The organism is Pseudacidovorax sp. 1753 (assembly GCF_040544975.1).
Classification (GTDB): Bacteria; Pseudomonadota; Gammaproteobacteria; order Burkholderiales; family Burkholderiaceae_C; genus Xenophilus.
The window spans coordinates 1-26,002 of the sequence record NZ_JBEPKY010000003.1 but is presented as its reverse complement, the minus strand read 5'-3'; the positions used below and the strand labels follow the sequence as shown (position 1 = coordinate 26,002).

Genomic DNA, 26,002 nt, shown 5'->3' with positions numbered 1-26,002 from the left:
GAAAAAGGATCAGGCGGCAGCCGCGCGGCCGCTTTGCCAGCGCCAGACATCGGCACACATGGTGTCGAGGTCGCGGCGGGTCTGCCAGCCCAGCAATTGGCTTGCCAGCGCCGGGTCGGCCCAGTATTCCGCCACGTCGCCCGCGCGGCGCGGCGCCACCCTGTAGGGGATGGGCTTGCCGCAGGCCCGCTCGAAGGCCTTGACCAGGTCCAGCACCGAGGCCGGACGGCCGGTGCCCAGGTTCACCGTCAGCAAGCCGGCCTGGCGGTCCAGGTGGTCGAGCGCGGCGACATGGCCTTCGGCCAGGTCCATGACATGGATGTAGTCGCGCACGCCGGTGCCGTCGGGCGTGGGGTAGTCGTTGCCGAACACGCTCAGCTCGGTGCGCTGGCCCACGGCCACCTGAGCCACATAGGGCATCAGGTTGTTGGGAATGCCCTGCGGGTCTTCGCCGATCAGGCCGCTCTCGTGCGCGCCCACCGGGTTGAAGTAGCGCAGGCGCGCCACCCGCCAGTCGGGCTCGGCGGTGCACAGGTCGGCCAGCACCTGCTCCATCATGGCCTTGGTGTGGCCATAGACGTTGGCGGGACGGAAGGGAAAGTCCTCGCGCACGGGCACGGTGTCGGGGTCGCCGTACACGGTGGCCGAGGACGAGAACACCATCTGCCGCACGCCCGAGGCCTGCATGGCCCGCAGCAGCGTCACGGTGCCGGCGACGTTGTTGTCGTAGTAGCGCAGCGGCTGCGCCATGGACTCGCCCACCGCCTTCAATGCCGCGAAGTGGATGACGGCTTTGATGCCATGCTCCGCCAGCACCCGCCGCACCAGCGCCTCGTCGCGCACGTCGCCCTCCACGAAGGGCACCTCGCGGCCGATGATCTGGCCCACGCGCGTGAGCACGTCGGGCCGGCTGTTGTCGAAGTTGTCGAGGACGACGAAGGGACGGTTCGCCGCCGCCAGCGCGACGCAGGTGTGGGAGCCGATGAAGCCGGCGCCTCCGGTGACGAGGATCATGAGTCGGGCTTTGTGAAAAATCGCTACCGAAAGGCAACGCGATGGCGCCCGATCTTAAACAGCTCCTGACCAGCGGACGCGCAATACGCATCTACCCGCACTTTGGTTGTAAGCACGGTGACAAATCTTTGCAGTCGCCGTGTTGCAGCGGCGGGGGCGCGGCGCCCGCCCCCGCCGGCCGCGCTCAGTTGGTCTGCGCCAGCTGCTCCAGGATCGCCGGGTTCTCCAGCGTCGAGGTGTCCTGCGTGATCGCCTCGCCCTTGGCAATGCTGCGCAGCAGGCGGCGCATGATCTTGCCGCTGCGCGTCTTGGGCAGGTTGTCGCCGAAGCGGATGTCCTTGGGCTTGGCGATGGGCCCGATCTCCTTGGCCACCCAGTTGCGCAGCTCGTTGGCGATCTGCTTCGCCTCCTCGCCCGTCGGCCGGCCGCGCTTGAGCACGACGAAGGCGCACACCGCCTCGCCCGTCACGTCGTCCGGGCGACCCACCACGGCGGCCTCGGCCACCAGGTCGGTCTTGGCGACCAGCGCGGATTCGATCTCCATGGTGCCCAGGCGGTGGCCCGACACGTTCAGCACGTCGTCGATGCGGCCGGTGATGCGGAAGTAGCCGCGGTCCTCGCTGCGCACGGCGCCGTCGCCGGCCAGGTAGATGGTGCCGCCCATCTCCTCGGGGAAGTAGCTCTTCTTGAAACGCTCGGGGTCGTTCCAGATGGTGCGGATCATCGAGGGCCAGGGCCGCTTGATGACCAGCATGCCGCCGGCGCCGTTGGGCAGGTCCTTGCCGGTCTCGTCCACGATGGCGGCCATGATGCCCGGCAGCGGCAGCGTGCACGAGCCCGGCACCAGCGGCGTGGCGCCCGGCAGCGGCGTGATCACATGGCCACCCGTCTCGGTCTGCCAGAAGGTGTCGACGATGGGGCAGCGCTCGTGGCCGATGTTCCGGTGGTACCACATCCAGGCCTCCGGATTGATGGGCTCGCCCACCGAACCCAGGATGCGCAGCGACGACAGGTCCCAGTTCTTCGGGTGCACCTTTTCGTCCGACTCGGCCGCCTTGATCAGCGAGCGGATGGCCGTGGGCGCCGTGTAGAAGATGCTGACCTTGTGCTTCTCGATCATCTGCCAGAAGCGCCCGGCGTTCGGGTACGTGGGAATGCCCTCGAACACCACCTGCGTGGCGCCCGCCGCCAGCGGGCCGTAGGCCACGTAGGTATGGCCCGTGATCCAGCCGATGTCGGCCGTGCACCAGAAGACGTCTTCGGGGCGGATGTCGAAGGTCCACTCCATCGTCATCTTGGCCCACAGCAGGTAGCCGCCGGTGGCGTGCTGCACGCCCTTGGGCTTGCCGGTGGAGCCCGAGGTGTAGAGGATGAACAGCGGATGCTCCGCGCCCACCGCCACCGGTGGGCAGTCGTCGCCCTGCCCCTGCAGCGCCTCGGCGAAGGTCTTGTCGCGGCCTTCGACCTTGTTCCAGGCCGAGGGCGTGCGCTCGTACACCAGCACCGTCTTGAGCGTGGTGCAGCCGCCCAGGGCGATGCCGTCGTCGACGATGGCCTTGAGCGGCAGCTCCTTGCCGCCGCGCAGCTGGTAGTTGGCCGTGATCACCGCCACGGCACCCGCGTCGATGATCCGCTCGTTCAGTGCCTTGGCCGAGAAGCCACCGAACACCACGCTGTGCGTCGCGCCGATGCGCGCGCACGCCTGCATGGCGACCACGCCTTCCACGCCCATCGGCATGTAGACGATCACGCGGTCACCCTTGCCGATGCCCTGCGCCTTGAGCGCGTTGGCGAAGCGGCTCACGCGCGAGAGCAGCTCTTTGTAAGTGACGTGGGTGACCGTGCCGTCGTCGGCCTCGAAGACGATGGCCGTCTTGTTCTCGACCGGGGTGCCGATGTGGCGGTCCAGGCAGTTGGCGCTGGCGTTGAGCTCGCCGTCGTCGAACCACTTGTAGAAGGGTGCATTGGACTCGTCGAGCGTGCGGCTGAAGGGCTTGCTCCAGTTCAGGTGCTCGCGGGCCTGGCGGGCCCAGAAGCCGTCGAAGTCGCGATTGGCCTCGTCGCACAGCGCCTGGTAGGCCGCCATGCCCGCCACGCGGGCGCCCTGCTGCGCCTGGGCGCTGGGCTCGAAGACGCGGTTTTCGACGAGCACGGACTGGATGGTGGAAGCCGAGCTGCTGCTCATGGTGATGTCTCCTGAGGGCCGGATGGCCCGGTCTTGAATGGCGGAAGAGGAACGCGGTGTACTGTCCCGCGGGCGTCTTACGAGGCTCTGACGATACAAAACAGAATGGCTAATGATCAAGTGACGATACAATCGCCGCCATGGATTGGGCAGATTCCGAGATCATCGAAGCCGTGCGCGCAGGCGGCCCTGTCGCGCAACGCGCCGTCGAGCGTACCGGACTGACGCGCGTCACCATCTCGCGCCGCCTTGCCCGCCTGGTCGAGCAGGGCTTCGTCAGCCGCAAAGGCGCCGGCACACGTCCGACCTACAGCGCTGGCGACAAGCTCTGGTGGCAAAAGCGATGGGAGCGCCAAGCGCTTGCGGCCGACGGCGAAGGCGAAGGCGAAATCTGGCTGGCCCACGTGGCCCCGATCGTCACGGCGCTGCCACCCAACGTGCGCAACATCGTGCACATCGGGTTCACCGAAATGCTCAACAACGCCATCGACCACGCACAGTCCTCGCATATCAGTTGCAGCCTGCTTGCCGATGCCGAAGTGGTGCAGATCGCCGTGGTCGACGATGGCGTGGGCATCTTCCGGCGCATCGCCGATCATCTGACGCTGCCGGACAAGCGCCTGGCCATCCTCGAGCTGGCGAAAGGCAAGTTCACCACGGCGGCCGAAGGGCACTCGGGCATGGGCGTCTTCGTCTGTTCGCGCATGTTCGACCGCTTCACCATCCACAGCGACGGCCTGGTCTTCACCCATGACCACGACTTCACCTTCGACTGGCTCGACGCTGGCCATCAAGAGACCGGGACCACCGTCCTGATGGAGATCGCACGACGTTCGGCCCGGACCTCCACCAGCGTGTACGACCGTTATTTCGATCCCGATCAGAGCGGACCGGACGCCTTCCTCATCACCGAAGTGCCTTTGCGGCTTGCAGCGCTCGGCAGCGACCTCGTCTCGCGGTCGCAGGGCAAGTGGGTCACCGCGCGCATCGACCAGTTCCGCCGGGCCATCCTCGACTTCGAGGGTGTCACCGGCGTCGGCCAGGGCTTCGTCGACGAAGTGTTCCGCGTGTTCGCGCTGGCCCATCCGCAGGTGGACCTCGTCGCCATGAACATGAGCGACGAGGTAGCACGGGTGGTGAAAATGTTCGCCCCGCGCAATACCGCCCTCTGACTCTCCGACTTTTCTTCCGCTTTTTCCATGGCCGACCTCAACGACCCGACTCCGCCCGCGCCCGTCAAGCGCACCTCTCCCCTGCGCCCCCTGCCCAACCTGATCTTCGCCAGCCGCTGGCTGCAGCTGCCGCTGTACCTGGGCCTGATCGTGGCGCAGGCGGTGTACGTGGTGCACTTCCTGGTCGAGCTGCTGCACCTGGTGGAGGCCGCCTTCGGCAACCAGAACGCGCTGCAGGCCCTGATCAACAGCATCGGCTACAAGACCACGGCGCCCATCACCACCTTGAACGAGACGGTGATCATGCTGGTGGTGCTGGCGCTGATCGACGTGGTGATGATCAGCAACCTGCTGATCATGGTGATCGTGGGCGGCTACGAGACCTTCGTCAGCCGCATGAACCTCGAAGGCCACCGCGACCAGCCCGAGTGGCTCAGCCACGTCAACGCCTCGGTGCTCAAGGTCAAGCTGGCCATGTCGATCATCGGCATCAGCTCGATCCACCTGCTCAAGACCTTCATCAATGCCGACAACTACACCGAGAAGGTGCTCATTGCGCAGACGGTGATCCATGTCGCTTTCCTGTTCTCGGCCATGGCGATTGCCTATACCGACAAGCTGATGAGCAGCACGGCGTCGCATGGGAAGAAGAACGGCGGGCATTGAGCGTCGCCCCACCCGCACAGCCCGCTCGGCGCACACCGCGGCGGGCTTTTTCATTCGGGCAAGAATTCTCGACAACCTTTCATCATCCTCGGCCACCGCCGTGTCGTGCAAACCCCAGATGGAGGATGTGCTCCTCCGGGCCCCCACCAAGAATGCCTCGCCAATGAACGAGGTCGGACCTCAGGTCCGAAGGAGGGGTCGAGATGAAAGTCGAAGAGCCATCGCCCGGGCAGGGCGAACTGCAGCAGGCCGTGGCGCTGCGTCGCGCCGCGCTGGGCGCCACCGCGGCCCGTGGCGCCGACCTGGGCATGCCGCCACCGGCGCAAGAGGCCCCGCTCTGGGGACTGGCCCTCTCGGGCGGCGGGATCCGCAGCGCCACCTTCTGCCTGGGGCTGCTGCGCTCGCTGGCGGCCAACCGGCTGCTGCTGCGCTTCGATCTGCTTTCCACGGTCTCCGGCGGTGGCTACATCGGCGGCATGCTCGGCCGCCTGTTCGACCGCGCGCGCACGGGACCGGGCGCGGATGAGGTTGATCGGGCGCTGGCACAGGCGGAGAAGACCCACTTTGGCTGGTGGCTGCGCACCAACGGCCGCTACCTGACGCCGGCCGGCGCCCGCGACACGCTGTTCGCCCTTGCGCTCTACCTGCGCAACCTCATCGGCATCCATGTGGAATTCGGCGTCCTGGCCGTGCTGCTGGCGCTGGGCCTGTGCGCTGTCGACCTGGCTGCGTGGCAAGCGCTGGCCACCGTCGGCAGCCACGAGCCACGGATGTTCGCTTGGACGGACTGGATCCAGCCCTGGATGCCCACGCTGTGGCCGCTGGCGGCGATCGCACTGCTGCCCGCCCTGAACTTCCTGCTTGCCTACTGGCAACTCCAGTGGGTCCGCGCCAGGAGCTTCGGCGCCATCGTGCTTGGCGCCGGGGCGATCCTCGTGGCCGCAGGCTTGCCGGCATTCGCGCTGTACCGGCTGGGGCAGCTGGGCGACATCCAGCCGCAGCGCTGGCATGCCGTGGCCATGACGGCCGCCGCGCTGTTCCTGTTGCTCAATCTCGGCGCGGCATTCACCGCCCGCTGGATCGCTGGTGGCCCGGGCGGCACGGTCGGCGCCGCCCGCAACGCGCTGACGCATGCGCTTTCCCGGTGGCTGTCGATGTTCGGCGCCTGCCTGGGATTGGGCCTGGTCGAGCGCCTGGCGTGGGTGCTGGCGTTCGACAGCATCTCCACGCTCAACCTCGGCCTGGCGCTGGGCGTCGCTGCCGTCGGCCTGCGGGGCGCCGCGCCCCTGTTCGCCGCCGAAGGCCATCTGGCGCCGCGCTGGGTGCGGGGCATCGGGATGTGGCTGCTGCAAGGCGTGGACTACCTGCTGAGCCTGTGCATGGTCGTGTGGTGGGTCGCGCTCGTGATGAAGGTGGTGATGCGGCCGGTGTTCATCGACTCCGATGCCGGCGTGCAGGCCGGTACGCGCCTCGTCACCCAGATGGCGTTCACGCAAGGGTGGATTCACCTCGCCCTGCTGGCCGTTCCGGTGCTCGGCTATGCCCTTCTCACCGGAAGGAATGTGCAGTTCCTCAACCTGTCGTCGCTGCACGCGTTCTATGCGGCCCGCCTGACACGGGCCTACCTGGGTGCCGCCAACGGCACGCGTTTCGGCCCCGACGTGAGCGCGCTCAGCCCCATTGCCAGTGCCGTGCGTACCGGCAAACCCGCCGTCAGCGTGGGCGAGGTCGCCTTCGACGACGACGTGCCCCTTGGGGCCTACGCGCCCCATCGCGCAGGCGGGCCGGTCCACCTCATCAACAGCTGCGTCAACCAGAGCGCGGACGACAAGGGCCGCCTGTTCAACCGCGACCGCAAGGGCCTGCTGCTGAGCGTGATGGCCGGCGGAGCGTCGCAACTCGGCCAGGAAGGCTGGCGCCGCATCCCAGGGATCGGCCAGCTCAGCCTGGGGGCCTGGCTGGCCATCTCCGGCGCCGCCGTCTCGCCGGGCCTTGGCGCACGCACCCAGCGCGGCCTGTCGGCCCTGCTCACCTTCGCGGGCGTGCGGCTGGGCTACTGGCTGACCGGTGCAGCCCGGCATCCAGGGACCCGCGCGCAGGGCGGGTGGTGGCGCCGAAACCTGGCCAAGTCGATCGGGCTGCTCCACGAGACCACCGGGACGTTCGCCGCCGCCGGGAAGAACGACTGGTTCATCTCGGACGGAGGGCATTTCGAGAACACCGGTGGCTACGCACTGCTGGCTGCGCGGGCGCAATTCATCCTGCTCGCCGACTGCGGCGCCGATCCCAACTACCGCTTCGGCGACCTGGAGGAGCTGGTGCGCAAGGCCCGCGTCGACCTGGACACGCACATCACCTTCCAGAAGCCCGCCGCGACGCCCGCCGCCTGGTGGGAGACGCTGAAGTACTTCGGCTCGCTCAATGCACTCGCATCCAGCGACAGCAACGCCTGCCTCGCCCTCGCCACGATCCGCTATCCGCAGCCTGCCGACGGCACGGCCCCGCCCGTCGGCATCCTCATCGTCGTCAAGCCGAACATGTGCGCCGGGCTTCCGATGGACATCGAGAACTACCGGCTCAAGGCGCCGAGCTTTCCACAGCAGCCGACCAGCGACCAGTTCTTCAGCGAGGCCCAGTGGGAAAGCTATTTCTACCTGGGCCGCTTTCTGGCGGACAAGCTCTCCACCGGCTTCGTCGACAGCGTCCTGCAGAACCCTGGCCAGTACTTCGAACCCGACGAACACGCCAAAGGCGCGACGTCCCGTCAGACCGACAAGAGCGCGACAGCAAGCCCGGCGTCGACCGGCATCCGCCTTCCGCCGAGGATCGGCGTGGCCGCCGTCGGCGCCACCCTGAGTGCCGGTGCGCTCGCCACCATCGGCATCTCGGCGTGGCAGGCGGCCGAGGGTCTGCGCAATGCGATCAACAGCCGGATCGTGGGCGAACGTGCGGCCATGAAGGAACTGGCCCAGCTCTGGGCACAGTTGCCGCGGTCGCCCGACCCGGTACGGGAGGAGCGACAAGTACAGGCTGCGCCTGCGGACAGCGACCGCGGGAGCGAAGCCATCTCGGCCCTGGCCATGGCCGTCGTGCGCTCTGCCGATGCCTATTGCCAGCGCGACGAGGCCCGCTGGCTGCAAACGTCCGCACTCGGGGTGCGCATCGTGCGCGACGCCTCGGTGGCCTGCCAGCGACTCGGCAGCCAGATGGGCAACGCCTGCAATGTGCTGTTGAGCGCCAGCCACGGCCCCATGCCGTCGGCCTTTCCCACCTGCATGACGCAGCCCGACGCGCTGCCGGCCGTGCGCTACTGGGGCCACGACTACAGCCAGGGTGCGAGTTGGGAGGCATTGCATCCCTGCTCTCCGCGCCGGGAAGCGATGGTGCTGGCCGAAGAGGTGTTCCAGGCGTCGAACGACCACACCCGGACCAATCCTTCCATCTCCCGGAGCGCGCTCGACGAACTCTGGGACAGCAAGTGCCCGCCCCGCCCGGCACCGGCCGCCCCCCATCACGGGTTGCCATTGCCCGCGACGACCTCCGCCATCGTTGCCGCGCCTTCTCCCGACGCCCCGCCCGCCCCCGCCGCGGCGGAGACGCCTGCGCCCATGACAGCCAGTACCCCTGCGGCATGGAAGCGCGCCGAGACCATCTGCAAGCGGATCACGATCTATGTGCAGATCTACGGCGGGGCTCAACGCGACAGCGTGCGGGGTCTGCGCGACTGGTGGCGCAACTGGGGCGCCAGCGTTCCGCCCATCGAGGACGTCTACGACGCCGCCCGCAGGACCGGCCGGGCCAACCCCGCCCCCGTCACCACCACCGTGCTGCGCTACCACGACACCAGCGGCAGGGCCTGTGCCTATGCCATCGCCGCGGGGATGAGCTCGGCATTCGGCGATGGCGGAGAGGGCCGATGGATCGCAGAACCTCTCGCCCCCGCACTGAGGGCCACGCCGGGCGTCGTCGAGCTGTGGGTCAGACCGAACGACCCGTTGCTCGCAAAGATGAATGCCCTGCCGCCTGCCGCGCCCCCCGTGCCGTCCGGCGCGCCGGCATCGCCCCGCTGAACCCGCCGCGCCGCTGCGCGGCGGCCACGCCGTCCCTGCCCGCCCAACCACCTTCATGGAGCACTCGATGTCCCTTCCCAACCCTGCCTGCGTCGTCAGTTTCAACGGCTACGACTCCGATGCCTACAACGGCAAGCCGGCCACCGGCCCGGACGATCCGGCCTTTGGCAAGCGGATCATCTGCGAGGGGGATTCGTGGTTCTCCATTGGCGGAGCGCCCTCTTCCAACATCCTGGAGCCCCTGCACTTTCGTCAGAGGACCCTGCTGATCAACCTGGCCCGGCCGGGCGACACGCTGCTCAACATGACCGACCCACATGCCAACCGGCCGCTGGTGCAGACCCTGAACGAAACGCGCTGGGACGCCATCTTCATCAGCGGTGGCGGCAACGACCTGATCGACAACCTGATGAACATCATCTGCACGCCCTCCGTGGGTGCGGGGCAGCACTTTCTGGACTACATCGACCGCATCGAACTCACGCGACTGCGTGTGAACGTCCACCAATACCATCGGCGGCTGGCCCGATTGCGCGACACCAGCAAAAAGAATGCCGGCATCCCCATCGTGACGCACGTGTACGACTACCCCACGCCGCGCGACGCGCCGGCGAACCTGGCCGGCATCCTGAGTCTGGCCGGCCCCTGGCTGTATCCGGCACTGATGACGCGGCAGGTGCCCCAGGACTTCTGGATCCCGATCACCGACTACATCTTCGAATCGCTGGGCTCCTTTCTTGTGGAGTTGTGCGCCGAGATCGACAACTTCCATGTGATCAGCAAGACGAAGGGCGTGCTGCAGCGCGCCCGGCTGGGAACCAGCGGGGCGGATGGCGACTGGCTCAACGAGATCCACCCCACCGCGCGGGGCTACGGCAAGCTGGCCGAGGTCATCTCGCCCGAGTTGGATCGCATTCTGTTTTCGGCGTGAGGGGGTGGGGATGGGGCAGCCACGTCTCCCCAGCCCTCTCCCGCGAGGGGGAGCGGGAGCCCATCCGCCCGCGCGGGGCACTGCGCCTCAGCTCGCCCGCGCCGTCAGCCACTGGCTCGGCGGCAGGGGCGCGCCGACGATGCGGATCTCGCCCAGGCTGCCGAGGAAGCCGGTGGACATGCCGTCGGCCCACTGGCCGCAGCCGATGGCCATCTGCTGCTGGGCGGCCACGTACTGGATGCCGTGCATGTTGCTGTTGTTGCGCAGCACCGGCGCACCCTCCACGTACATCGTGGTCGCGTAGCCGTCCGCCGGGTCGTTGACGATGGCGACGTGCAGCCACTGGCCCGCCGAGATGCTGCCCGACCAGCAGGTCAGGTTGGTCGCCTGGTCGGTGGGCACGATCTCCCACTGGAACTCCATCAGGTTCGACAGCGCGAACATCATGGGGGTGTCGCCCTCGCCGCTGCCGAAGCCCTGCAGGTGCGAGCGCGCACCCAGCCGGTACAGGATGCCCATCCAGCCGTTGACGTTGGCGTCGAAGGCCGGGTCGATGTAGACGAAGGCCTCGACCGTGTAGCCGTTCAGGAACTGCTCGGTGTTCAGCTTCGAGGTCTTGTCGGTGGTGAAGTACGAGGCCCGGCTGCCGGTGGCATTCAGAAAGCGCAGGCTGCCCGGCGCGGCCGACAGCGGGTGGTGGCTCCTGGACCAGACCAGGTCGCCGTCCTTGCCCATCCAGGTGTTGACCGAGATGGGATTGGCGGCCGCGGGGGACACGTCGGCGATCTGCTGGCCGTTCTGGTACGGAAACTTGTCGCCCTCGGCCGCCGTGCTGCTGTAGAAGCGCCAGTGCGCCAGCGTGTTGGCCACCTTGGGATAGTCGTCCGGACCCGACGCCGGCCGGCTCGAGGCCACGGTGGGGCTCTTGAAGTTGGTGAGGATCGTCTCCTTGGCCTGCTGCGTGATGGCCTTGGTGCGCGTGCCGGCGGGCACCGCAAAGCCGGGGTTGAAGCCGCCGAAGCGCGCCGCAAAGTCGATGTCGAGCGTGAAGCCCTGGTTGGCCTCCGTGAGCCAGGCCGAGTCGAAGTTGTTCAGCTCGGCCTGCGGCTTGACCGGCACCCACGGCGAGAAGGAACTGGCCACGATCTTCTTGTGGGTCAGGTCGAACTCGTACATGCGCATCAGGCCGTTGCCGCCCATGTAGGCCATCTGGTAGTCCACCACCATCAGGAACACGTCGTGGCCGAAGGCGTTCTTCTTCGTCACGGTGCACGAGCCGTGGTAATGGCCGTTCACGGCCATGAAGATCTGGTCGTTGTTCTTGATGAGCCTGTCCCACATGTAGTTGGAATAGGCCGTGTCGGCGGCGGTCACGCCGTCCTGGCCGATGCCCATCAGCTGGTGGTTGATCAGGATGACCGGCAGCGTCGGGTTCTTCTGGATCACCTGGTTGGCCCAGGCGATGGCGTCGTCGGAGGCGCGCCACGACATGGAGAGCACCAGAAAGCGGTTTCCCTCGGCCTGGAACACGTGGTACTCGTGGAAGCCGGAGGAATGCCGCCCGCCGAAGGTGGACTGCTGCTGGGCCCGCGCGGTAGGAAACACCTGCAGGTAGGGCTCGAACAGGTTCACGCGGTGGCTGCCGCCGTCCTGGTAGCCGTCGGTGTTGTCGAAGCCGGTCACGCCCACGCCCCAGTCGGGGCCCCATTGCATGTCGGAGCCGATGGCGCCCACGTCATGGTTGCCGGCGCAGATGGAATACGGGCATTTGGCCTGCTCCAGCACCTGCATGGCCTGGCTGGCCAATTCCCATTCCTTTTGCACCGTATTGGCGGCGATCTGGCCATTGCCAACCAGGTCGGTGGAAGCGCTCCAAGGCGCGGATTTTTCCGACGAGTAATACCAGGATTGGTCGACCACGTCGCCCAGATGCATGGTGAATGCGGTCTTCAATTGCTGCGCGTTATTGGCGATCCATTGCGTCTGCGCCTTGAAGGGATTGTTGTAGCGCGGATCGATATCGGCATAGAGCTTCTGGTAGAGCATGCCCATTTTTTGCGACGCATAGCGCGAATAGAACTGCGTGTCGGGCAGCACAATCACCGAAAACGACGACGTCGGCACCACCGGCGTGGGTTGCGTCTGCGGCGCGGCAGCGGGCGCCGGTGCGGGCGCAGGCGCCGCACCGGTGCCGCTGCCCGAGGAGGAAGAGGACGCCGGCAGCAGCGTGCTGCCATCGCCGCCGCAGCCGGCCAGCACGCCCGACACGCCCACGGCGGAGCCTGCCAGCATCAGCTGGAGCAGGCGCCGGCGCTGGATCTCGTTGACGCGCGCGAGCTCGTCGATATTCAACGCCGCGGGAATGCGCGTATTTTGGTATTCATTCATTTCAAACCCTCGATGGAACGGCGCAATGCAGTGCGCCTGAAAAAGGCGAAATGATCGGGACGCGTCTTTACATTCAAGTGACAAATTCACCTGAATATTTCCCAGACCTGGTCAGCTTGGTTTAAGCAAAAACAAGGAATCGCGCGCGGCCACGAAATGCCGCCGCTGCACGCGCCAGAAGTCAGCATCGTTTCAGCTTTCCTTCACGGGCGTGACACCGCCATTAACCACCATTCACCGGTTTCGTATTTCCAGCCACGATCAAGAGGTCATCTTGAAATCCACCGCCCCTTCGACTTCGCGTCTTCTTCTCCCGGCCCTCACCGTGCTGGCCGCAGCCGCCCTGACCGCCTGCGGCGGCGGTGGCAACGACGGCATCGCCTTCCTGCCGGCATCGACCAGCAGCGGCAGTAACAGCAACGGCGGCCAGACCGGCAGCACGGCCAACACCGTGGCCGTCAACGGCGTGGTCGCGGCCACGGCCTTCAAGTCCGGCAGCGCCACCGACCCGGTCTTCTCGGCCGGCTACTTCGCCGGCGCCAAGGTCTGCGTCGACAGCAACAACAACGGCCGCTGCGACGACGGCGAGACCGCCACCACCACCGACGCCAGCGGCAAGTTCGGCCTGACGGTGCCCACCGGCTCGGCCCTGCTGGCCGACATCGGCACGAGCGCCAGGAACACCGCCACCGGCCAGGCCGTGGCCAGCCGCGAGGCGCTGCGCATCAGCGCCGGCCAGGTCAGCGACCAGCAGGCCGCGCAGGTCGTCATCAGCCCGCTGTCGGCCGAGGTGGCCCGCCTGATCGACGCCAACGGCAGCAGCTATGCCACCGAGCGCAAGAACGTCGCCAGCCGCCTGGGCGTGGCCGAGACCGCCGTGCTGGGCGACTTCAACCAGGCCAGCGGCAAGGCCCAGGCCGCCCTGCTGGCCGAGGCCAATGCGCTGAACAACCGCTACGTCTACGCCACCGCCAAGCTCGACCGCGGCGACCTGTACCCCGACGCGCTGGCCGTGCCCGGCGGCGACCCGCGCCTGACGGGCAAGAACGGCGTCACCGCCCTGACCGCCAACACGGCCGACACGCGCAAGCCCATCACCTTTGCGCAGGCCCAGCAGGCCGCCTTCAACGTCGAAGGCATCCCGCGCTACGACAACATCTTCATCGTGATGCTGGAGAACAAGGCGACCTCGTCGATCGTCAACTCGCCCTACGCGCCCAAGATCAACGCCTACCTGCAGGCCGGCAACCAGCTGGTGAGCTACTACGCCACCGGCAACCCCAGCGAGCCCAACTACACCGCCCTGGGCGGCGCCGACGACTTCGGCATCACCGACGACAGCCAGTGGAACTGCGACGCCACCGGCCCCACCGCCGTGCAGGACCTGCCCGTGCCCGACAACACCCAGCCCGGCCTGGCCAGCTCGCCCTTCAAGACCACCTGCACGCAGACCGCCGCCGTCAGCCACAACATCGTGGGCCGGCCGAACCTGTTCAACGCCATCACCACCGCGGGCATGACCTGGCGCACCTACAGCGAGTCGATGAACCCGGGCCAGGACTTCCGCACCGACAGCGTTGCCGACGCCGCCGTCACCGCGCAGGACCATGTGTACCCGCCCGGCACCCTGGGCCCCAACACCAGCGCCATCGGCGACGCCACGCTCACGCTGCCCATGCCCGCCGGCCTGTACAAGACCAAGCACCACCCCGGCATGGCTTACCAGAACGTGCGCAGCGCGCCCGAGTGGAAGTACAGCAACCGCACCATGGGTGGTGGCCAGTGGGACGCAGCCCTCAGCAAGGCCAGCGCCTACACCGTGCCCACCGGCTACGACATCGACCAGCTGGGCACCGACCTGGCCAGCGGCAACGTGGGCAACCTCAACTTCCTGATGCCCGACCAGTGCGACGACATGCATGGCATCAGCGTCAAGGGCACCAATGGCGGCGGCACCACCGCATCGGCCAGCGATTGCAGCAGCGTGGCCAACAACGTGGCCACCAGCGCCGTGTCGCCCATCATCACGCGCGGCGACAACTACGTGGACTACGTCGTCAAGAAGATCCAGGCCTCGCCGCTCTGGCAGAACCCCAACAAGCGCGTCGCCATCGTGCTGATGTTCGACGAGGGCAACGCCACCGCCGGCTTCAACTCCTGCTGCGGCTGGAACCCGCTGAAGGTCAAGCAGACCACCAACATGCCCAACCCGCTGCAGCAGAACGCGGACGGCAGCTGGTCGCAGGACACCAGCATCAACAACTACCAGATGGGCAACCGCGGCCACGGCGAGAGCATCTTCGGCATCCTGACCAACCAGCCCAACGCGCCCAAGGGCGTGGTCGACAGCGACGCCTACAGCCACTTCGCCTTCGTGCGCACGCTGCAGGACATGTTCGGCCTGGCCGACCCGGCCAACGATGCCTCGTACATGAACCGCTCCAAGTACACCGAGGCCTTCATCGCCGCGAACATCCTGAACCTGCCCGAGTACGCCGGCAGCGCCGACACGCACTTCGACAGCGTGCGGCCCATCAACCACGCCTTCGTGGCGCCCGCCGGCTACACGCAGAAGCAGTCCGCCGACGTGACCGTGGCCGCGCAGACCGGCCCCGACGCCAACCAGACCAACGTCTGGGCCGTCAAGCCATGAGGCGGACCATCGCTCCGGCGGCCGGCGCCACGCTCATCGCGGTGGTGGCGGCGGCAGCCGTGGCGGTGGGCCTGGCCAGCTGCGGCGGCGGCAGCGGCGGGGGCGCCAACGCCCTGCCGCTGGGGCTGGGTGCCGGCGGCAGCGCGGCGGCGCCCGCCCCTGCGGCGGCGGCGCCTGCGGCTGCCCCCGCGCCGGCCTCCGGTCCGCTCAGCCTGGCCGCCCAGGTGGGCCAGAAGATGTTCTTCGACAAGGCCCTGTCGGGCTCGGGCCAGATGAGCTGCGCCTCGTGCCACGACCCGGCCCATGCCTACGCCCCCGCCAACGACCTGGCCGTGCAACTGGGCGGCCCCAGGCTCGATCAGCCCGGCACCCGCGCCGTGCCCTCGCTGCGCTACAAGGAATTCACCCCCGCCTACGCCGACCTGCTGGACAACCCCGACGGCATCAGCGCCCCGGGCCCCGGCGGCGGCTTCACCTGGGACGGCCGCGCCGACACCCTGGCCGACCAGGCCCGCGTGCCGCTGCTCAACGCCGCCGAAATGGCCAATGCCAGCCCGACCGACGTGGTGCGCAAGCTACAGGCCGCCAGCTATGCGCCACTCATCGCGCAGGCCTTCGGCGCGCACGTGTTCGACAACCCCGACACCGCCTTCGCCAGCGCGGTGCAGGCCCTGCAGGCCTACCAGTTGGAAGACACGAGCTTCCACCCCTACACCAGCAAGTTCGACCGCTACGCCAGCAACAAGCTGGGCGGCAACCTCTCGCCCGCGGAGGTGCGGGGTCTGAAAGTCTTTACCGACCCTGCCACCGGCAACTGCGCCTCGTGCCACTACCAGGGCGCGGGGCTCAACGGCAGCTCGGCCCTGTTCACCGACTTCTCGTACGAGGCCATCGGGGTGCCGCGCAATGCCGCCATCGCCGCCAATGCCGACCCCACTTACTACGACATGGGCGTGTGCGGTCCCCTGCGCACCGACCACCTGCCCGCCAGCCCCGGCGCGGCCGACAGCTTCTGCGGCATGTTCAAGGCCCCCACCCTGCGCAACGTGGCGACGCGCAGCGCCTTCTTCCACAACGGGGTGATGCACACGCTGGAGCAGGTCATCCGCTTCTACAACACGCGCGACACCAACCCCGAGCTGTGGTACCCCACCGTGGGTGGCCAGCCCAAGGCCAAGAAAGACCCGGCCTTTCCGACCTACGGGCTCATCACCACCCAGTACACGGGCGGCACCGTCCGGAAGTTCGACGACCTGCCCAGCGCCTACCTGCCCAACATCGACCCGCAGATGCCCATGGACGGCCGCAAGCCCGGCTCCGCGCCGCCCATGTCCGAGCAGGACATCCATGACCTGATCTGCTTCCTGCACACCCTGGACGACGCCGACACCACGGCCGCCCAACCACTCAAGCCCGAAGACTGCGCCCAATGACGCGCCCCATGACCCCGACCACCCTGCCCCTTCCCGCCCCTGGCCCCGTCGCCCCGCGTAGCCGCCGGGCCGTGCCCGCTGCCGCCGCGCTGCTCTGCGCCGCCGCCCTGCTGGCCGGCTGCCAGCACGAAGCCACCGTGGACCCCGGCGCGCTGCATGCCGCCACCGAGCTGTACCTGGCCCGCCACGGCGACCTGTGCCTGGGCAAGCCCCACTGGCCCATCGACGTGACCCAGGCCGAAGCCCGGGCCCATGTGCGCGACGCCGTGCAGATGCCCGTGCTGCAGCACCTGGGCCTGGTGCAGGCCGAAGACATCGCCCTGCCCGCCACGGCCGAGGCGCCCGCCACCGCCGCCACGCACTACACGCTCACCCCCGAAGGCCAGAAGTACTTCATCGCCCGCAAGACCGCCACCGGCGCCGCAGCGCCGGCCGACTTCTGCGCCGCCCACCTCACGCTCGACCGCATCGTCGGCTGGGCGCCCGAGCCCGGGCACCCCGCGGCCGACGGCGGCCCGGTGGTCGTCACCTACACCTACCACGTGCAGCCCGCGCCCTGGGCCGCCGACGCCGATGCGCAGCGCGTGTTTCCGATGGTGGCCCGCGTGGTGCAGGGCGCGGGCAGCCTGCAGCTGCGCCAGGCCTTCACGCATGGGCCCGAGGGTTGGGTGCCCGCCAGCGGCACCTGACCTCATCCCGGCCGCCGCGGCCGCTCTTGGCAAGCCATCCAGCGGCCTGCCCCACCCCGCAAAGCACAACGCCCATGGCCCCTTCACAGGGCCATGGGCGTTCTTGCTTGGGGCTGGCGGAGCCCCTTTACAACCACACCGCTAATCGTTGCTGAATTCAGTAGAAATCTTGCGGAGATAGAGATTTTTTCTCATTTCCTTCACTTTTATTAAGCCTAAAGTGTCAGCAAGTCTTCAATTCCGATGATTTCGTGCGCACAAGCCCACATCCCAGCTTCTAGCATGCGTTACTACTTTCAGCCTCCTTGCAACGCATGCAGCGAATCGTCACATTTGGCGCTGCTCATTATTTCGGCTGCGGCCGGCTTGAACGCGCATGTTGATTCATCCTTTGCTTTCCGAAGTGCCCCAAGGGGTGCGCCAGCAACTGATGCGGTTCGTGGAACTGCGCCACTTCCGCAAAAATGACGTAGTTCTACTTACGGGCCAGCCTGCGTTTTCGATGTATTGCGTTGCCTCGGGACTGCTGCGGGTGGGCCTGCCGACCGACGCCACAGCCCGCGCAGAACTCATCACCACCAACTTCCTGCGCGTCAACGACATCTACCTGAGCGGCCCCCTTGCCCAGGCCGACCGCCCCAACATCTCCGAACTCACCCTGGTGGCCGCCCTGCCGTCGGCGGTGTACGTGCTGCCGATGGACATCGTACGCGGACTCTGTACACAGTACCCCTCGATCTCGATGGCTTTGGTGGACATCAGCCTGGAACGCGCCAACATGCTCCGGCGCCAGCTGCGCCGCCGAAGCACCCTGTCGGCCGAGAAAATGGTGGCACGCGTCTTGCACGAACTGACGCAACTCGCACCCCAGGGCACCCGGGCCTTCAGCAAGCGCATCTCCCAGGCGCTCATCGCCTCCTACACCGGCCTGTCGCGCGGCGTCGTCAACAAGGTCATCAACGACCTGGAGCAGCGCGGCCAATTGCGCAGAAGCGGCGATTCGATTCAATTGGAAGAATCCGACGAATACGACACCCTTTTTGGAGAAACGCAGGAATCGCTGAGAAAACTGTACCAGCAGCAACAGCAGCAGGCGGGCAAGGACCCTGGCGCCGCGGCCAATTACAAGAAGCCCAAATGGGCGTGATCTGCCATTGCTTTGCCGGTCCGGTGCGCAAGACGAATGCTTAAATTCATTTTCAGTCCCGAATACGCGGCCCGCCGGCTTGGGAAATGGCGCGGGCTGGTTCTTTTGCTTTATTCCATCCTGCTTTTTCTGGTCGTATTTCTCGCGATCTTTGTGGCGGCACCGGCCAGCGCGGGCAGCGGCGGCTACATCGTCGTCACGGTGTCCGCTGCGTTGCTCTGCGTGGTGTTCCTGCTGCGCGGCCTGCACATGCTGTACCGCGACCTGCTGTTCAAGGACTACGCCACGCTGGCCTGGCGCGCCCGCCGCAGGCACCGTTAGCCGCACCGCGACGGGGCTCCGCGCACCGCCCCGTCCTCACTCCTGCCCCGCATAGCCCACCAGTTGGGCAGGCGCCAGGCTGGATTCGGACAGCCGCTCTTCCACCTCGCACGCCGCCTGGAGCGGCGTCAGCTTGTGCACCCGCGCATAGCCCTCGATGGCATTGCCCAGCGTCACGCGGGATACGAAAAAAGAAGTCAAACGCAGGAATGCGTGAATCGCATCTAGCCGTGCGGCCAGATCGGGTTGGGGAACGGGGACCTGTTCTGATGCGTGACTCATGCCGACTCCTGTGCGCGATCCAGCATGCGATGCAAGGAGCGTGCACATTGCCCGGATGCCTCGGGCAGCGCCGCGTTTTTTCCAAATGGACAACTTTTTTCTGCCGGCCATGTGAGGACCGACCATCCGCAGATGCGGAGGTTTGAGCCGGGGAACTATTCCACGGATCGCGGCAAAAGTTGGGGCGGTCCGCGCCAAGTGCCGCGGACCGCCAAGACCCGCATTTACCCTCCCCCGCGCCGCCTTCGCACCCATAACAAAGCAAGCGAAAGCGCGGCGCAAAGGGAGAGGTTTCATGTCCACGCTGTCACACACGCTGCGGGTGCATTCGCCCGCACTGCCGGTCTTTGCCGGCACGCCCCTGCTGCAGCCCGTGCGGCTGTCGGGCCACGAGGGCGTCAATGCCCTCTTCACCTATGAGCTGCTCCTGCAGACCCCCGATGCGCTGGACCCCGGCGCCCTGGCCGATGCCTGCGCCGACATCGACCTGGACGCGCTGATCGGCCGCGAGATCCATTGCGAGATCGACCTCGATGGTGCCGGCACCTTCGTGCCCGGCGGTGTCGGCGATGCCGTGGATCACCTCGGCGCCGGCGTCCGCCAGATCAACGCCCTCATCACCGAAGCAGAGTTGCTGGGCGAGCATGGCCGACACCTGCGTTACCGCCTCGTGCTGCGCCCCTGGCTGCACCTGGCCACCCTCAACGCCGATTGCCGCATCTTCCAGAACGCCACCGTCGTCGACATCCTCGACGCCCTCCTGGCGAACTACCCCTTCCCCGTCGACAAGCGCCTGGCCGAGTCCTTCCCCATCCGCGACTACCAGACCCAGTTCAACGAAAGCGACTTCGCCTTCTTCGAGCGCCTGTGCCAGGAGTGGGGCATCAGCTACCACTTCGAGCACGACGCGGACGCCCACCGGCTGGTGCTCTCGGACCATCTGGGCGCCTTTGCACCCAACCCCAGCGAGGCCTACCGACAGGTGAGCTATCACCCGCCCGGCTGGAAGCTCGACGCCGAGTATCTGCATGCCTTCATGCCCGCCAGCCGCCTCGCCAGCGGGCGCTACAGCAGCCGCGACTACGACTACACCCGGCCGCGCGCCGACCTGACGGTCAGCCGCAGCGATCCACGGCCCACGGGCTTTGCGGAGGCCGAGGTCTACGCCTGGCATGCCAGCCTCGGTGGCAGCCACTACGCCCAGCCACGCGCCGGCACCGCGGGGGCCAACGACCCGCTGGCCGAGGGCGACCTGATCGCCCGGCTTCGCATGCAGCAGCTGCGCACAGCGGGTGCACGCGCACGGGCCAGCGGCAACCTGCGCGGCATGGTGCCGGGCTTCAGCTTCGTGCTGCAGGGCCATCCAAGGGAGGCAGCCAATGCGGAATATCTGGTCCTGGAAACCGAATTCCTCATCGAGGACGTGGGGCAGGACAGCCAGGCGGCGCTGGCCGCGGGGGCGACGGTAGCGCGGCCCCAGGCGCAGCAACGCTGGCGGGTGCAGGTGGACCTGCTGGCCCATCCCATCACCGAGCCCCTGCGGCCGACGCTCACCCGCACCAAGCCCCACACCCATGGCCCGCAGACCGCCCGCGTGGTCGGCCCCGAGGGCCAGGAGCTGTGGACCGACGAACTCGGCCGCATCAAGGTGCAGTTCCCCTGGGACCGGCAAGGCCAGGAGAACCCGCACAGCAGCTGCTGGCTGCGCGTCTGCAGCCCGTGGGCGGGCAACCAGTTGGGCGGCGTGCACCTCCCGCGCATCGGGCAGGAGGTGGTCGTCGACTTCCTCGGCGGCGATCCGGACCTGCCCATCTGCACAGGACGGGTGCACAACCAGCTGAACCTGCCGCCGTGGAAGCTGCCCAGCCAGAGCGCCCTCAGCGGCTTCCGCAGCCGCGAGCTGACCGACGGCGGCGGCAACAGCGCGGCCGGGCGCAGCAACCACCTGGTGATGGACGACACGGCCGGGCAGATCCAGGCCCAGCTGAAGAGCGACCACCAGCACTCCAGCCTGAGCCTGGGCGCAATCACGCGCATCGAAGACCACCAGGGCCGCAAGGCCGCTCGTGGCGAAGGCTTCGAACTGCGCACCGATGGGCACGGCGTACTGCGCGCCAAGGACGGGATGCTGATCACCACCGAGGGGCGGCCCGGCGCCGCAGGCCACGTCAAGGGGCTCGCCTCCCTCGTCGGGCGCCTGACCAGTGCACGCGACCAGATCGAAGGCCTGCACGAAGCCGCTGTCCAGGCCACCGCCCAGGAACAGGACCAGGACCAATCCCGCGTCGCCCAGGCCGTCAAGCAGCAGAACCAGGCCCTGCAGGGCCGCGGCGTGGTCGATGCCGCGGCCCGTCGCTTCCCAGAACTGGCGCAACCCCATCTGGCGCTGGACAGCCTCGCCGGCCTTGCAGCCACCAGCACGCAGGACCTTCATCTGCACAGCGCCGTGCACACCCAGATGACGAGCGGCGGCCATGTGTCGCTGAGCAGCGGCAGGCGCCTGCTCGCGGCGGTCGCCGAAGGGCTGCGCTTCTTCACGCTCGAACACGGCCTGAAGGCCTTCGCCAGCGAAGGCGACATCCAGATCGAGGCGCAGAGTGACATGGGCGAGATCACCGCCCTGCAGGACGTGGAGGTGCTCAGCACCGAGGACACCGTCTATCTGATGGCGCCCCAGCGGGTGGAAATCCAAGGCGGCACCAGCTTCAGCGAATGGAGCGGCTCCGGCGTGCTGCACGGCACGCCCGGCGTCTGGCTAGAACACGCGGCCAGCCATGCCACGCCCGGGCCCGACCAGCGCCCGCCACCGGGTGCCGAGCAGCGGTTCGCCCAGCTGCCCCCTCGCGTCTGCCCGGAATGCATGCAGCGCGCACTGCGTCGCGGCGCGGCGGCCGTCCCTCAGGCCTGAGCGGAACCTGCCGGATGAGCGCCCTCCTTCTCGCCGACTTCGAACATGCGCAAGCCGTCCGCCAGGCCTTCGACGCCACGCTCCACCGCTGGCTGTGCGCCCAGATCCAGCGGCTGCTCGAATCGCCCGCCGCCGCATCACCCGGCGCTTCGCAGCCCCTGCACCGCTATGCCCTGGTGAGTGCCGGACAGTGCCTGCATCACCTGCCCGAGTCCCTGGCAGCCACCCACGGCCTGCTGCACGAATGCCTCTTCCTCCAGACGTCGGAGGCCGAATCGGTCGATGTCGGTCCCTGGCTGATCGCGCTGCCACCGGCCACGGATGCGGCCTTGCAGGATGCGCTGGCCTGGCAAGCCGCCGACGAGGCATTGACGCTGCTGGCCAGTCCGCTGCGCCTGCCCGCACTGGCCGCCCATCTGCGCGGCTTCCTCCACGGCACCCTGGATAACGGCGGGGCCGATCACGGCATCGCCGTGCTGCTGCGCTACTTCGATCCCCGCATCGGCTTCGACGCCGTCCAGCACTGGGCGCCGGCCTTGCGCGATGCCTTCCTGCAACCGCTGGCATGGTGGGCGGGCTGGGACGCGTCCGGCCAGCCCCGCTTTCTGAAAGGCCGTGCCCGGCTCTCGGCCAACCCGCCCGCGGGACGGCTGCCCCTGCCCCTCACCTGGCGCAAGGCCGTCGACGCCGTGGGCGAGCCGCAGCTCCTGGCAGCCCTCACGGCCGAAGCGCTCGAGGCCGACGACCCGGTGGCGGCGCAATGGCTGGCGCTGGTGCATCCGTTGATCCAACGCCGGATCGTCCGCGATGCCCTGGACTTTGCCGCCAGCACCGGCCTCTCCGGCTGGACGGACCGCAGCCTGGCCTGCCGGCAGGCGCTGCTCGTGCACGCGCGCTTTCATGCGCATCCGGCCGTGGCTGCAGCCCTGGCCAACCAGGCTCCCGCCCAACAGACTGGCCCCACACCGCAACTGCACACGCTGCTGGCCAGCCTGCCGCCCCAGGTCGTCCAGGACTGGGCCGCCGACCGCGACCCGATGCTGGGCCGTCTGTACGAGGCGCAGGCCCGGGCGCTCGACGCGCTCCCCTCGCATTTCCAGGGGGCCTGACCGCGCCGCCCGTTCGACCCTTTGCCATGACCGACCCCACCCCTTCCAGCGCCCTGTGCGACTGCGGCGAGCCCACGCCGCTGATGGCCGTGATCCTGTACCCGAGCCTGGGCACGCCGCTGCTGCTCGCGCCCGGGCAGAAGAAGTGCAGCGTCTTCATCGCCACGGCGGCGCCGCTGGGCGTGGCCAACACGGCCGCCGGACGCCTCAGCCTGGACCGCAAGGCCGTCGTCACCCCCATGGACGGCGACAGCGCCCACAGCGCTGCCGCCACCGTCGCCCGCCATCTGCGCCTGGTGCCCATGGAAGGCCCCAAGCCCGCCACCGACACCACCGTCGGCGCCCTCACCGGCGATGGCCGCGACTGCGCCACCGCACGCCGCGCCATCCGCGTTTGGCGCGTGGGCAGCTTCACCGCCGGCGCCCTCATCCACAACCAGATGGGCGAAGCCTTCGCCACCGTCAGCCCCCAGGCCGTCGCGGCCTACGCCAGTGCCGGCTTCGGCAGTGCTCACGTCTACGAGGTCGAGCTCACGCTGGACGCGCTGGCCGTGCAGCCCGAGACGGGCACCTTCAAGAGCTTCGCCTGGATGGTGCAGCCCACCGCCGAGCAGAAGAAGAACTACCCCACCCTGTGCCAGGCCGCCACCGTGCACGCACAGGACCTGATCGTCGAGGCCTTCCTCGGCGCCCAGACGCGCGACGCACGCCACCGCCACTTGGCGGCCAACGGCAACGGCCCGCGCCGCGGCCTGGAAGCGACGCTGCTGGAGTACGACGTCGAGGCCACCGCCGCCAGCGCACGCGACCTGATCCAGGGCAGCCAGCGCCTGGCCGCCTGGCATCCCGTCATCCGCCTGGACAGCCGCAAGCCGCTCAAGCTCGGCCACCTCAGCGACGTGCACATCAACGTGCGCCACTGCGCCCTGGCCAAGTCGCCCGCCAAGGTGATCGAGGACGCCCAGTTCACCCAGCCGCCCGTCGGCCAGCGCGTGTGCAACAGCTTCAACGCACTCAAGCAGCTGTTCGACCAGTTCGGCGCCGCCGGCCGCCCCGACACCGCCCTGCTGCTCACCGGCGACCTGATCGACTTCAACCGCAACATCGATCCGGCGCGGGTGGGCCACACCATTGCCGATCAGTGGAAGCGCTTCAACGTCATGAACCAGCTGAACACGCCCGGCCTGTACCCGCGCGGCCTGGACGACCTGCTGGCCTTCAGCCTCGTGCGCCATGCCTACACCCGGCTGAAGCTGCCCGTGTTCATGACCAGCGGCAACCACGAGGCCTACGGCGTGCCCTATGGCATCAGTCCGCGCATCAACGACTGGAGCGGGGCGCTGGGGGTGCTGGAGGACGCCACCGACGCGCTGGAACAGGGCCGCTGGGGCCGCGAGCGACAACTGAACGAGACAGAAACACTGGCCGGCATGGCTGCCTGGGCCGGCAAAGTGGCGGTGAATGCAAGCAAGCAGTTGCAGATCAAGGACCTGGCCGCGACCTACAACGACTTCGACAAGGCCAGTGCTTGGCACAGCAACAAGGGCAACGAGGGCATTGCGGCCGACCACAACATGACCATCTACGAGGCCGCCCTCGCCTACGGCCCCACCTATGCCCAGGTGCTGACCAGCAACAACTACAGCCTGGACAACTACGACTGGTTCTACGCGCTGTTCACTCCGCTGGAAGACGCCGTGCTCGCCCTGGGCGCCGAGCCGCACCAGCCCTCCCCCGCCATGCAGGTGCTCGCCCTGCTGGGCTGGGGGCAGGGCGAGAACTACAAGAACCTGGTCAGTGGCCTGACGGGCAAAAATGTCGGCGGTGTGGACCGGCAAGGCACCGGCGTCCTGCCGCGGGCCACCCAGTCCTTCAGCGAAGCCCAACTGGCCCTGCTGGCCCAGGCCCAGCAGCACAAGCGCCGCAGCCCAGGCGCCAGCCTGGCCATGGCCAGTCACTTCACCCTCATCAACTACGACGAGCCCATCGCCTATTCCGCCCGGCCGCAGGACATGCGCTTCGTGCCGCCGCGTGGGCCCGGCAATCCTCTCGTCTCGGCCGGCTTCAACCGCGTCAACACCGGCACCTGCGAGATCAACCAGGCGCGTTACTTCGACACCGCTGTGCGCAGCAAGGGCGCCTCCGACGGACCCGCCAGCCCCCATGTGCCCGCCGACGCCTGCGTGGACTGGCATTTCAGTGGCCACAGCCATCGCAGCGGCGTGTACGAGGTGGCGTGGCGCCAGGTGAGCACACCCACGAGCAGCCGACCCACGCAACCCGTGCGCAGCATCGAAGTGCAAAGCGCCCGCGACCCCGGCATCCAGGGTCCCCAGCCTGCGGCCCCACGCGAACACACCCGCTTCGTCGTCTCCAGCTGCGGCGGCCCCATCGGCAAGCAGAACCTCGACCACGAACTCGACAGCTGGACGCTGCGCCCGCCCTCGGGCACGCTGCTGGACCCGGCCGAGCGGCTGATCCGCCAGATCAAGACCCTGCGCACCAGCCGCAGCGCGGGACGCCCGCTCAACGAGAAGCCGCGCCTGTGCGTGGCGCTCGATTACCTCGCCGTGATGAGCGCCGACCCCGAGAAGAAGATCGCGCCGCCTCTGCGATTCGAGTCGGTGCAATTGCCGGCCAGCGGCGGGCGCGTGCCCATCAAGCTCAGTCCTACGGTGGCCAGACTGGACTGCATTGCGGGGGTGAGGATCTGGGTGTTCCAAGGGGGAAAAGACGCATCAGGAGACGCCATCAAAAGCTGGCATGTCATCTCGCCTGCCTTCAACTCCGACGCCAAAGGCGCCAGCATGACGCTGACTCGCGGTGATTTGAAGGTGCTGGATCGAGCCATCGCAGCCTATGTCAATGCGGATAACGGCAGCAGTCACCGCGCTCGCGGGCGCGGCGTGGAACAGGCGTTCTTTGAGGTAATGCTAAAGAGTCGGCCCTGCAAAATTCAGAGAGCCACCCAGCCGACGCGAGCGGCCCTGGCTTTGCCCACGCCCGAGGCCACTGCAAGCGAGTGCACCAGCAT

General features: G+C 67.9%; 16 protein-coding genes. 12 read left to right on the top strand and 4 right to left on the bottom strand.

Features of this window, described 5'->3' with window-relative positions:
* Window positions 1-9: 9 nt before the first annotated feature.
* Complete coding sequence (galE, locus tag ABIC63_RS04400; protein WP_294378532.1) at window positions 10-1,014, bottom strand: UDP-glucose 4-epimerase GalE; 1,005 nt, start codon at window positions 1,012-1,014, stop codon at window positions 10-12.
* A gap of 184 nt (window positions 1,015-1,198) precedes the next feature.
* On the bottom strand, window positions 1,199-3,199 hold the full coding sequence (gene acs, locus ABIC63_RS04395; protein ID WP_354318864.1) for an acetate--CoA ligase: 2,001 nt from the start codon (window positions 3,197-3,199) through the stop codon (window positions 1,199-1,201).
* Window positions 3,200-3,372: 173 nt separating this feature from the next.
* Between acs and ABIC63_RS04390 the strand changes: the two genes are divergently transcribed.
* From ABIC63_RS04390 to ABIC63_RS04375, 4 genes are all read left to right on the top strand, one after another.
* Window positions 3,373-4,371, top strand: coding sequence for an ATP-binding protein (locus ABIC63_RS04390; RefSeq protein ID WP_354318862.1), 999 nt, complete (start codon window positions 3,373-3,375; stop codon window positions 4,369-4,371).
* Window positions 4,372-4,398: 27 nt separating this feature from the next.
* Complete coding sequence (locus tag ABIC63_RS04385; RefSeq protein WP_017758740.1) at window positions 4,399-5,037, top strand: TIGR00645 family protein; 639 nt, start codon at window positions 4,399-4,401, stop codon at window positions 5,035-5,037.
* A gap of 203 nt (window positions 5,038-5,240) precedes the next feature.
* Window positions 5,241-9,107, top strand: coding sequence for a hypothetical protein (locus ABIC63_RS04380; RefSeq protein ID WP_354318860.1), 3,867 nt, complete (start codon window positions 5,241-5,243; stop codon window positions 9,105-9,107).
* A gap of 67 nt (window positions 9,108-9,174) precedes the next feature.
* Entirely contained in the window at window positions 9,175-10,038 is an 864-nt protein-coding gene (locus ABIC63_RS04375; RefSeq protein ID WP_354318858.1) for an SGNH/GDSL hydrolase family protein, read from the top strand.
* A gap of 87 nt (window positions 10,039-10,125) precedes the next feature.
* Here the strand turns inward: ABIC63_RS04375 and ABIC63_RS04370 are convergent, their stop codons facing one another.
* Window positions 10,126-12,426, bottom strand: a complete 2,301-nt coding sequence (locus tag ABIC63_RS04370; protein WP_354318857.1) for a LamG-like jellyroll fold domain-containing protein — start codon at window positions 12,424-12,426, stop codon at window positions 10,126-10,128.
* Window positions 12,427-12,700: 274 nt separating this feature from the next.
* Here ABIC63_RS04370 and ABIC63_RS04365 point away from each other — a divergent pair, with 274 nt between their 5' ends.
* The 5 genes from ABIC63_RS04365 to ABIC63_RS04345 all read left to right on the top strand — a co-directional run bounded on the left by ABIC63_RS04365 (window position 12,701) and on the right by ABIC63_RS04345 (window position 18,669).
* Window positions 12,701-15,079 carry a phosphoesterase gene (locus ABIC63_RS04365; RefSeq protein WP_354318856.1) on the top strand — a complete coding sequence of 793 codons (2,379 nt, stop codon included), beginning with the start codon at window positions 12,701-12,703 and terminating at the stop codon, window positions 15,077-15,079.
* A complete protein-coding gene (locus ABIC63_RS04360; protein ID WP_354318854.1) occupies window positions 15,076-16,512 on the top strand; it encodes a cytochrome-c peroxidase in 1,437 nt (478 codons plus the stop codon). The genes ABIC63_RS04365 and ABIC63_RS04360 overlap by 4 nt, the downstream gene beginning before the upstream one ends.
* Window positions 16,513-16,520: 8 nt before the next feature.
* Window positions 16,521-17,201 carry an SEN1982 family lipoprotein gene (locus ABIC63_RS04355; RefSeq protein WP_354318853.1) on the top strand — a complete coding sequence of 227 codons (681 nt, stop codon included), beginning with the start codon at window positions 16,521-16,523 and terminating at the stop codon, window positions 17,199-17,201.
* A gap of 376 nt (window positions 17,202-17,577) precedes the next feature.
* Entirely contained in the window at window positions 17,578-18,348 is a 771-nt protein-coding gene (locus tag ABIC63_RS04350; RefSeq protein WP_114804004.1) for a Crp/Fnr family transcriptional regulator, read from the top strand.
* A 36-nt stretch (window positions 18,349-18,384) separates the two neighbouring features.
* Entirely contained in the window at window positions 18,385-18,669 is a 285-nt protein-coding gene (locus ABIC63_RS04345) for a hypothetical protein (RefSeq protein WP_294378559.1), read from the top strand.
* A gap of 36 nt (window positions 18,670-18,705) precedes the next feature.
* Here ABIC63_RS04345 and ABIC63_RS04340 read toward each other — a convergent pair whose 3' ends face one another.
* Complete coding sequence (locus ABIC63_RS04340; protein ID WP_017759858.1) at window positions 18,706-18,846, bottom strand: hypothetical protein; 141 nt, start codon at window positions 18,844-18,846, stop codon at window positions 18,706-18,708.
* A gap of 400 nt (window positions 18,847-19,246) precedes the next feature.
* On the opposite strand from ABIC63_RS04340, the gene ABIC63_RS04335 reads away from it, so the two are divergent.
* From ABIC63_RS04335 to ABIC63_RS04325, 3 genes are all read left to right on the top strand, one after another.
* The gene (locus ABIC63_RS04335) at window positions 19,247-21,859 is read left to right on the top strand and encodes a type VI secretion system Vgr family protein (protein ID WP_354318852.1); all 2,613 of its coding nucleotides are present in this window, start codon (window positions 19,247-19,249) and stop codon (window positions 21,857-21,859) included.
* Between the two features lie 14 nt (window positions 21,860-21,873).
* Window positions 21,874-22,968 (top strand): DUF4123 domain-containing protein, encoded by a 1,095-nt coding sequence (locus ABIC63_RS04330; protein WP_354318850.1) that lies wholly within the window; start codon window positions 21,874-21,876, stop codon window positions 22,966-22,968.
* 26 nt (window positions 22,969-22,994) lie between these two features.
* On the top strand, window positions 22,995-26,002 hold a 3,008-nt coding region (locus ABIC63_RS04325), incomplete at its 3' end, for a metallophosphoesterase (protein WP_354318849.1).

Excerpts from the sequence above, each read along its gene's own strand:
- ABIC63_RS04370 (WP_354318857.1), bottom strand. The coding sequence starts at position 12,426 with ATGAATGAATACCAAAATACGCGCATTCCCGCGGCGTTGAATATCGAC.
- galE (WP_294378532.1), bottom strand. The coding sequence starts at position 1,014 with ATGATCCTCGTCACCGGAGGCGCCGGCTTCATCGGCTCCCACACCTGC.
- ABIC63_RS04350 (WP_114804004.1), top strand. The coding sequence starts at position 17,578 with ATGTTGATTCATCCTTTGCTTTCCGAAGTGCCCCAAGGGGTGCGCCAG.
- ABIC63_RS04330 (WP_354318850.1), top strand. The coding sequence starts at position 21,874 with ATGAGCGCCCTCCTTCTCGCCGACTTCGAACATGCGCAAGCCGTCCGC.
- ABIC63_RS04355 (WP_354318853.1), top strand. The coding sequence starts at position 16,521 with ATGACCCCGACCACCCTGCCCCTTCCCGCCCCTGGCCCCGTCGCCCCG.
- ABIC63_RS04335 (WP_354318852.1), top strand. The coding sequence starts at position 19,247 with ATGTCCACGCTGTCACACACGCTGCGGGTGCATTCGCCCGCACTGCCG.
- ABIC63_RS04345 (WP_294378559.1), top strand. The coding sequence starts at position 18,385 with ATGCTTAAATTCATTTTCAGTCCCGAATACGCGGCCCGCCGGCTTGGG.
- ABIC63_RS04375 (WP_354318858.1), top strand. The coding sequence starts at position 9,175 with ATGTCCCTTCCCAACCCTGCCTGCGTCGTCAGTTTCAACGGCTACGAC.
- ABIC63_RS04360 (WP_354318854.1), top strand. The coding sequence starts at position 15,076 with ATGAGGCGGACCATCGCTCCGGCGGCCGGCGCCACGCTCATCGCGGTG.
- ABIC63_RS04380 (WP_354318860.1), top strand. The coding sequence starts at position 5,241 with ATGAAAGTCGAAGAGCCATCGCCCGGGCAGGGCGAACTGCAGCAGGCC.
- ABIC63_RS04385 (WP_017758740.1), top strand. The coding sequence starts at position 4,399 with ATGGCCGACCTCAACGACCCGACTCCGCCCGCGCCCGTCAAGCGCACC.
- acs (WP_354318864.1), bottom strand. The coding sequence starts at position 3,199 with ATGAGCAGCAGCTCGGCTTCCACCATCCAGTCCGTGCTCGTCGAAAAC.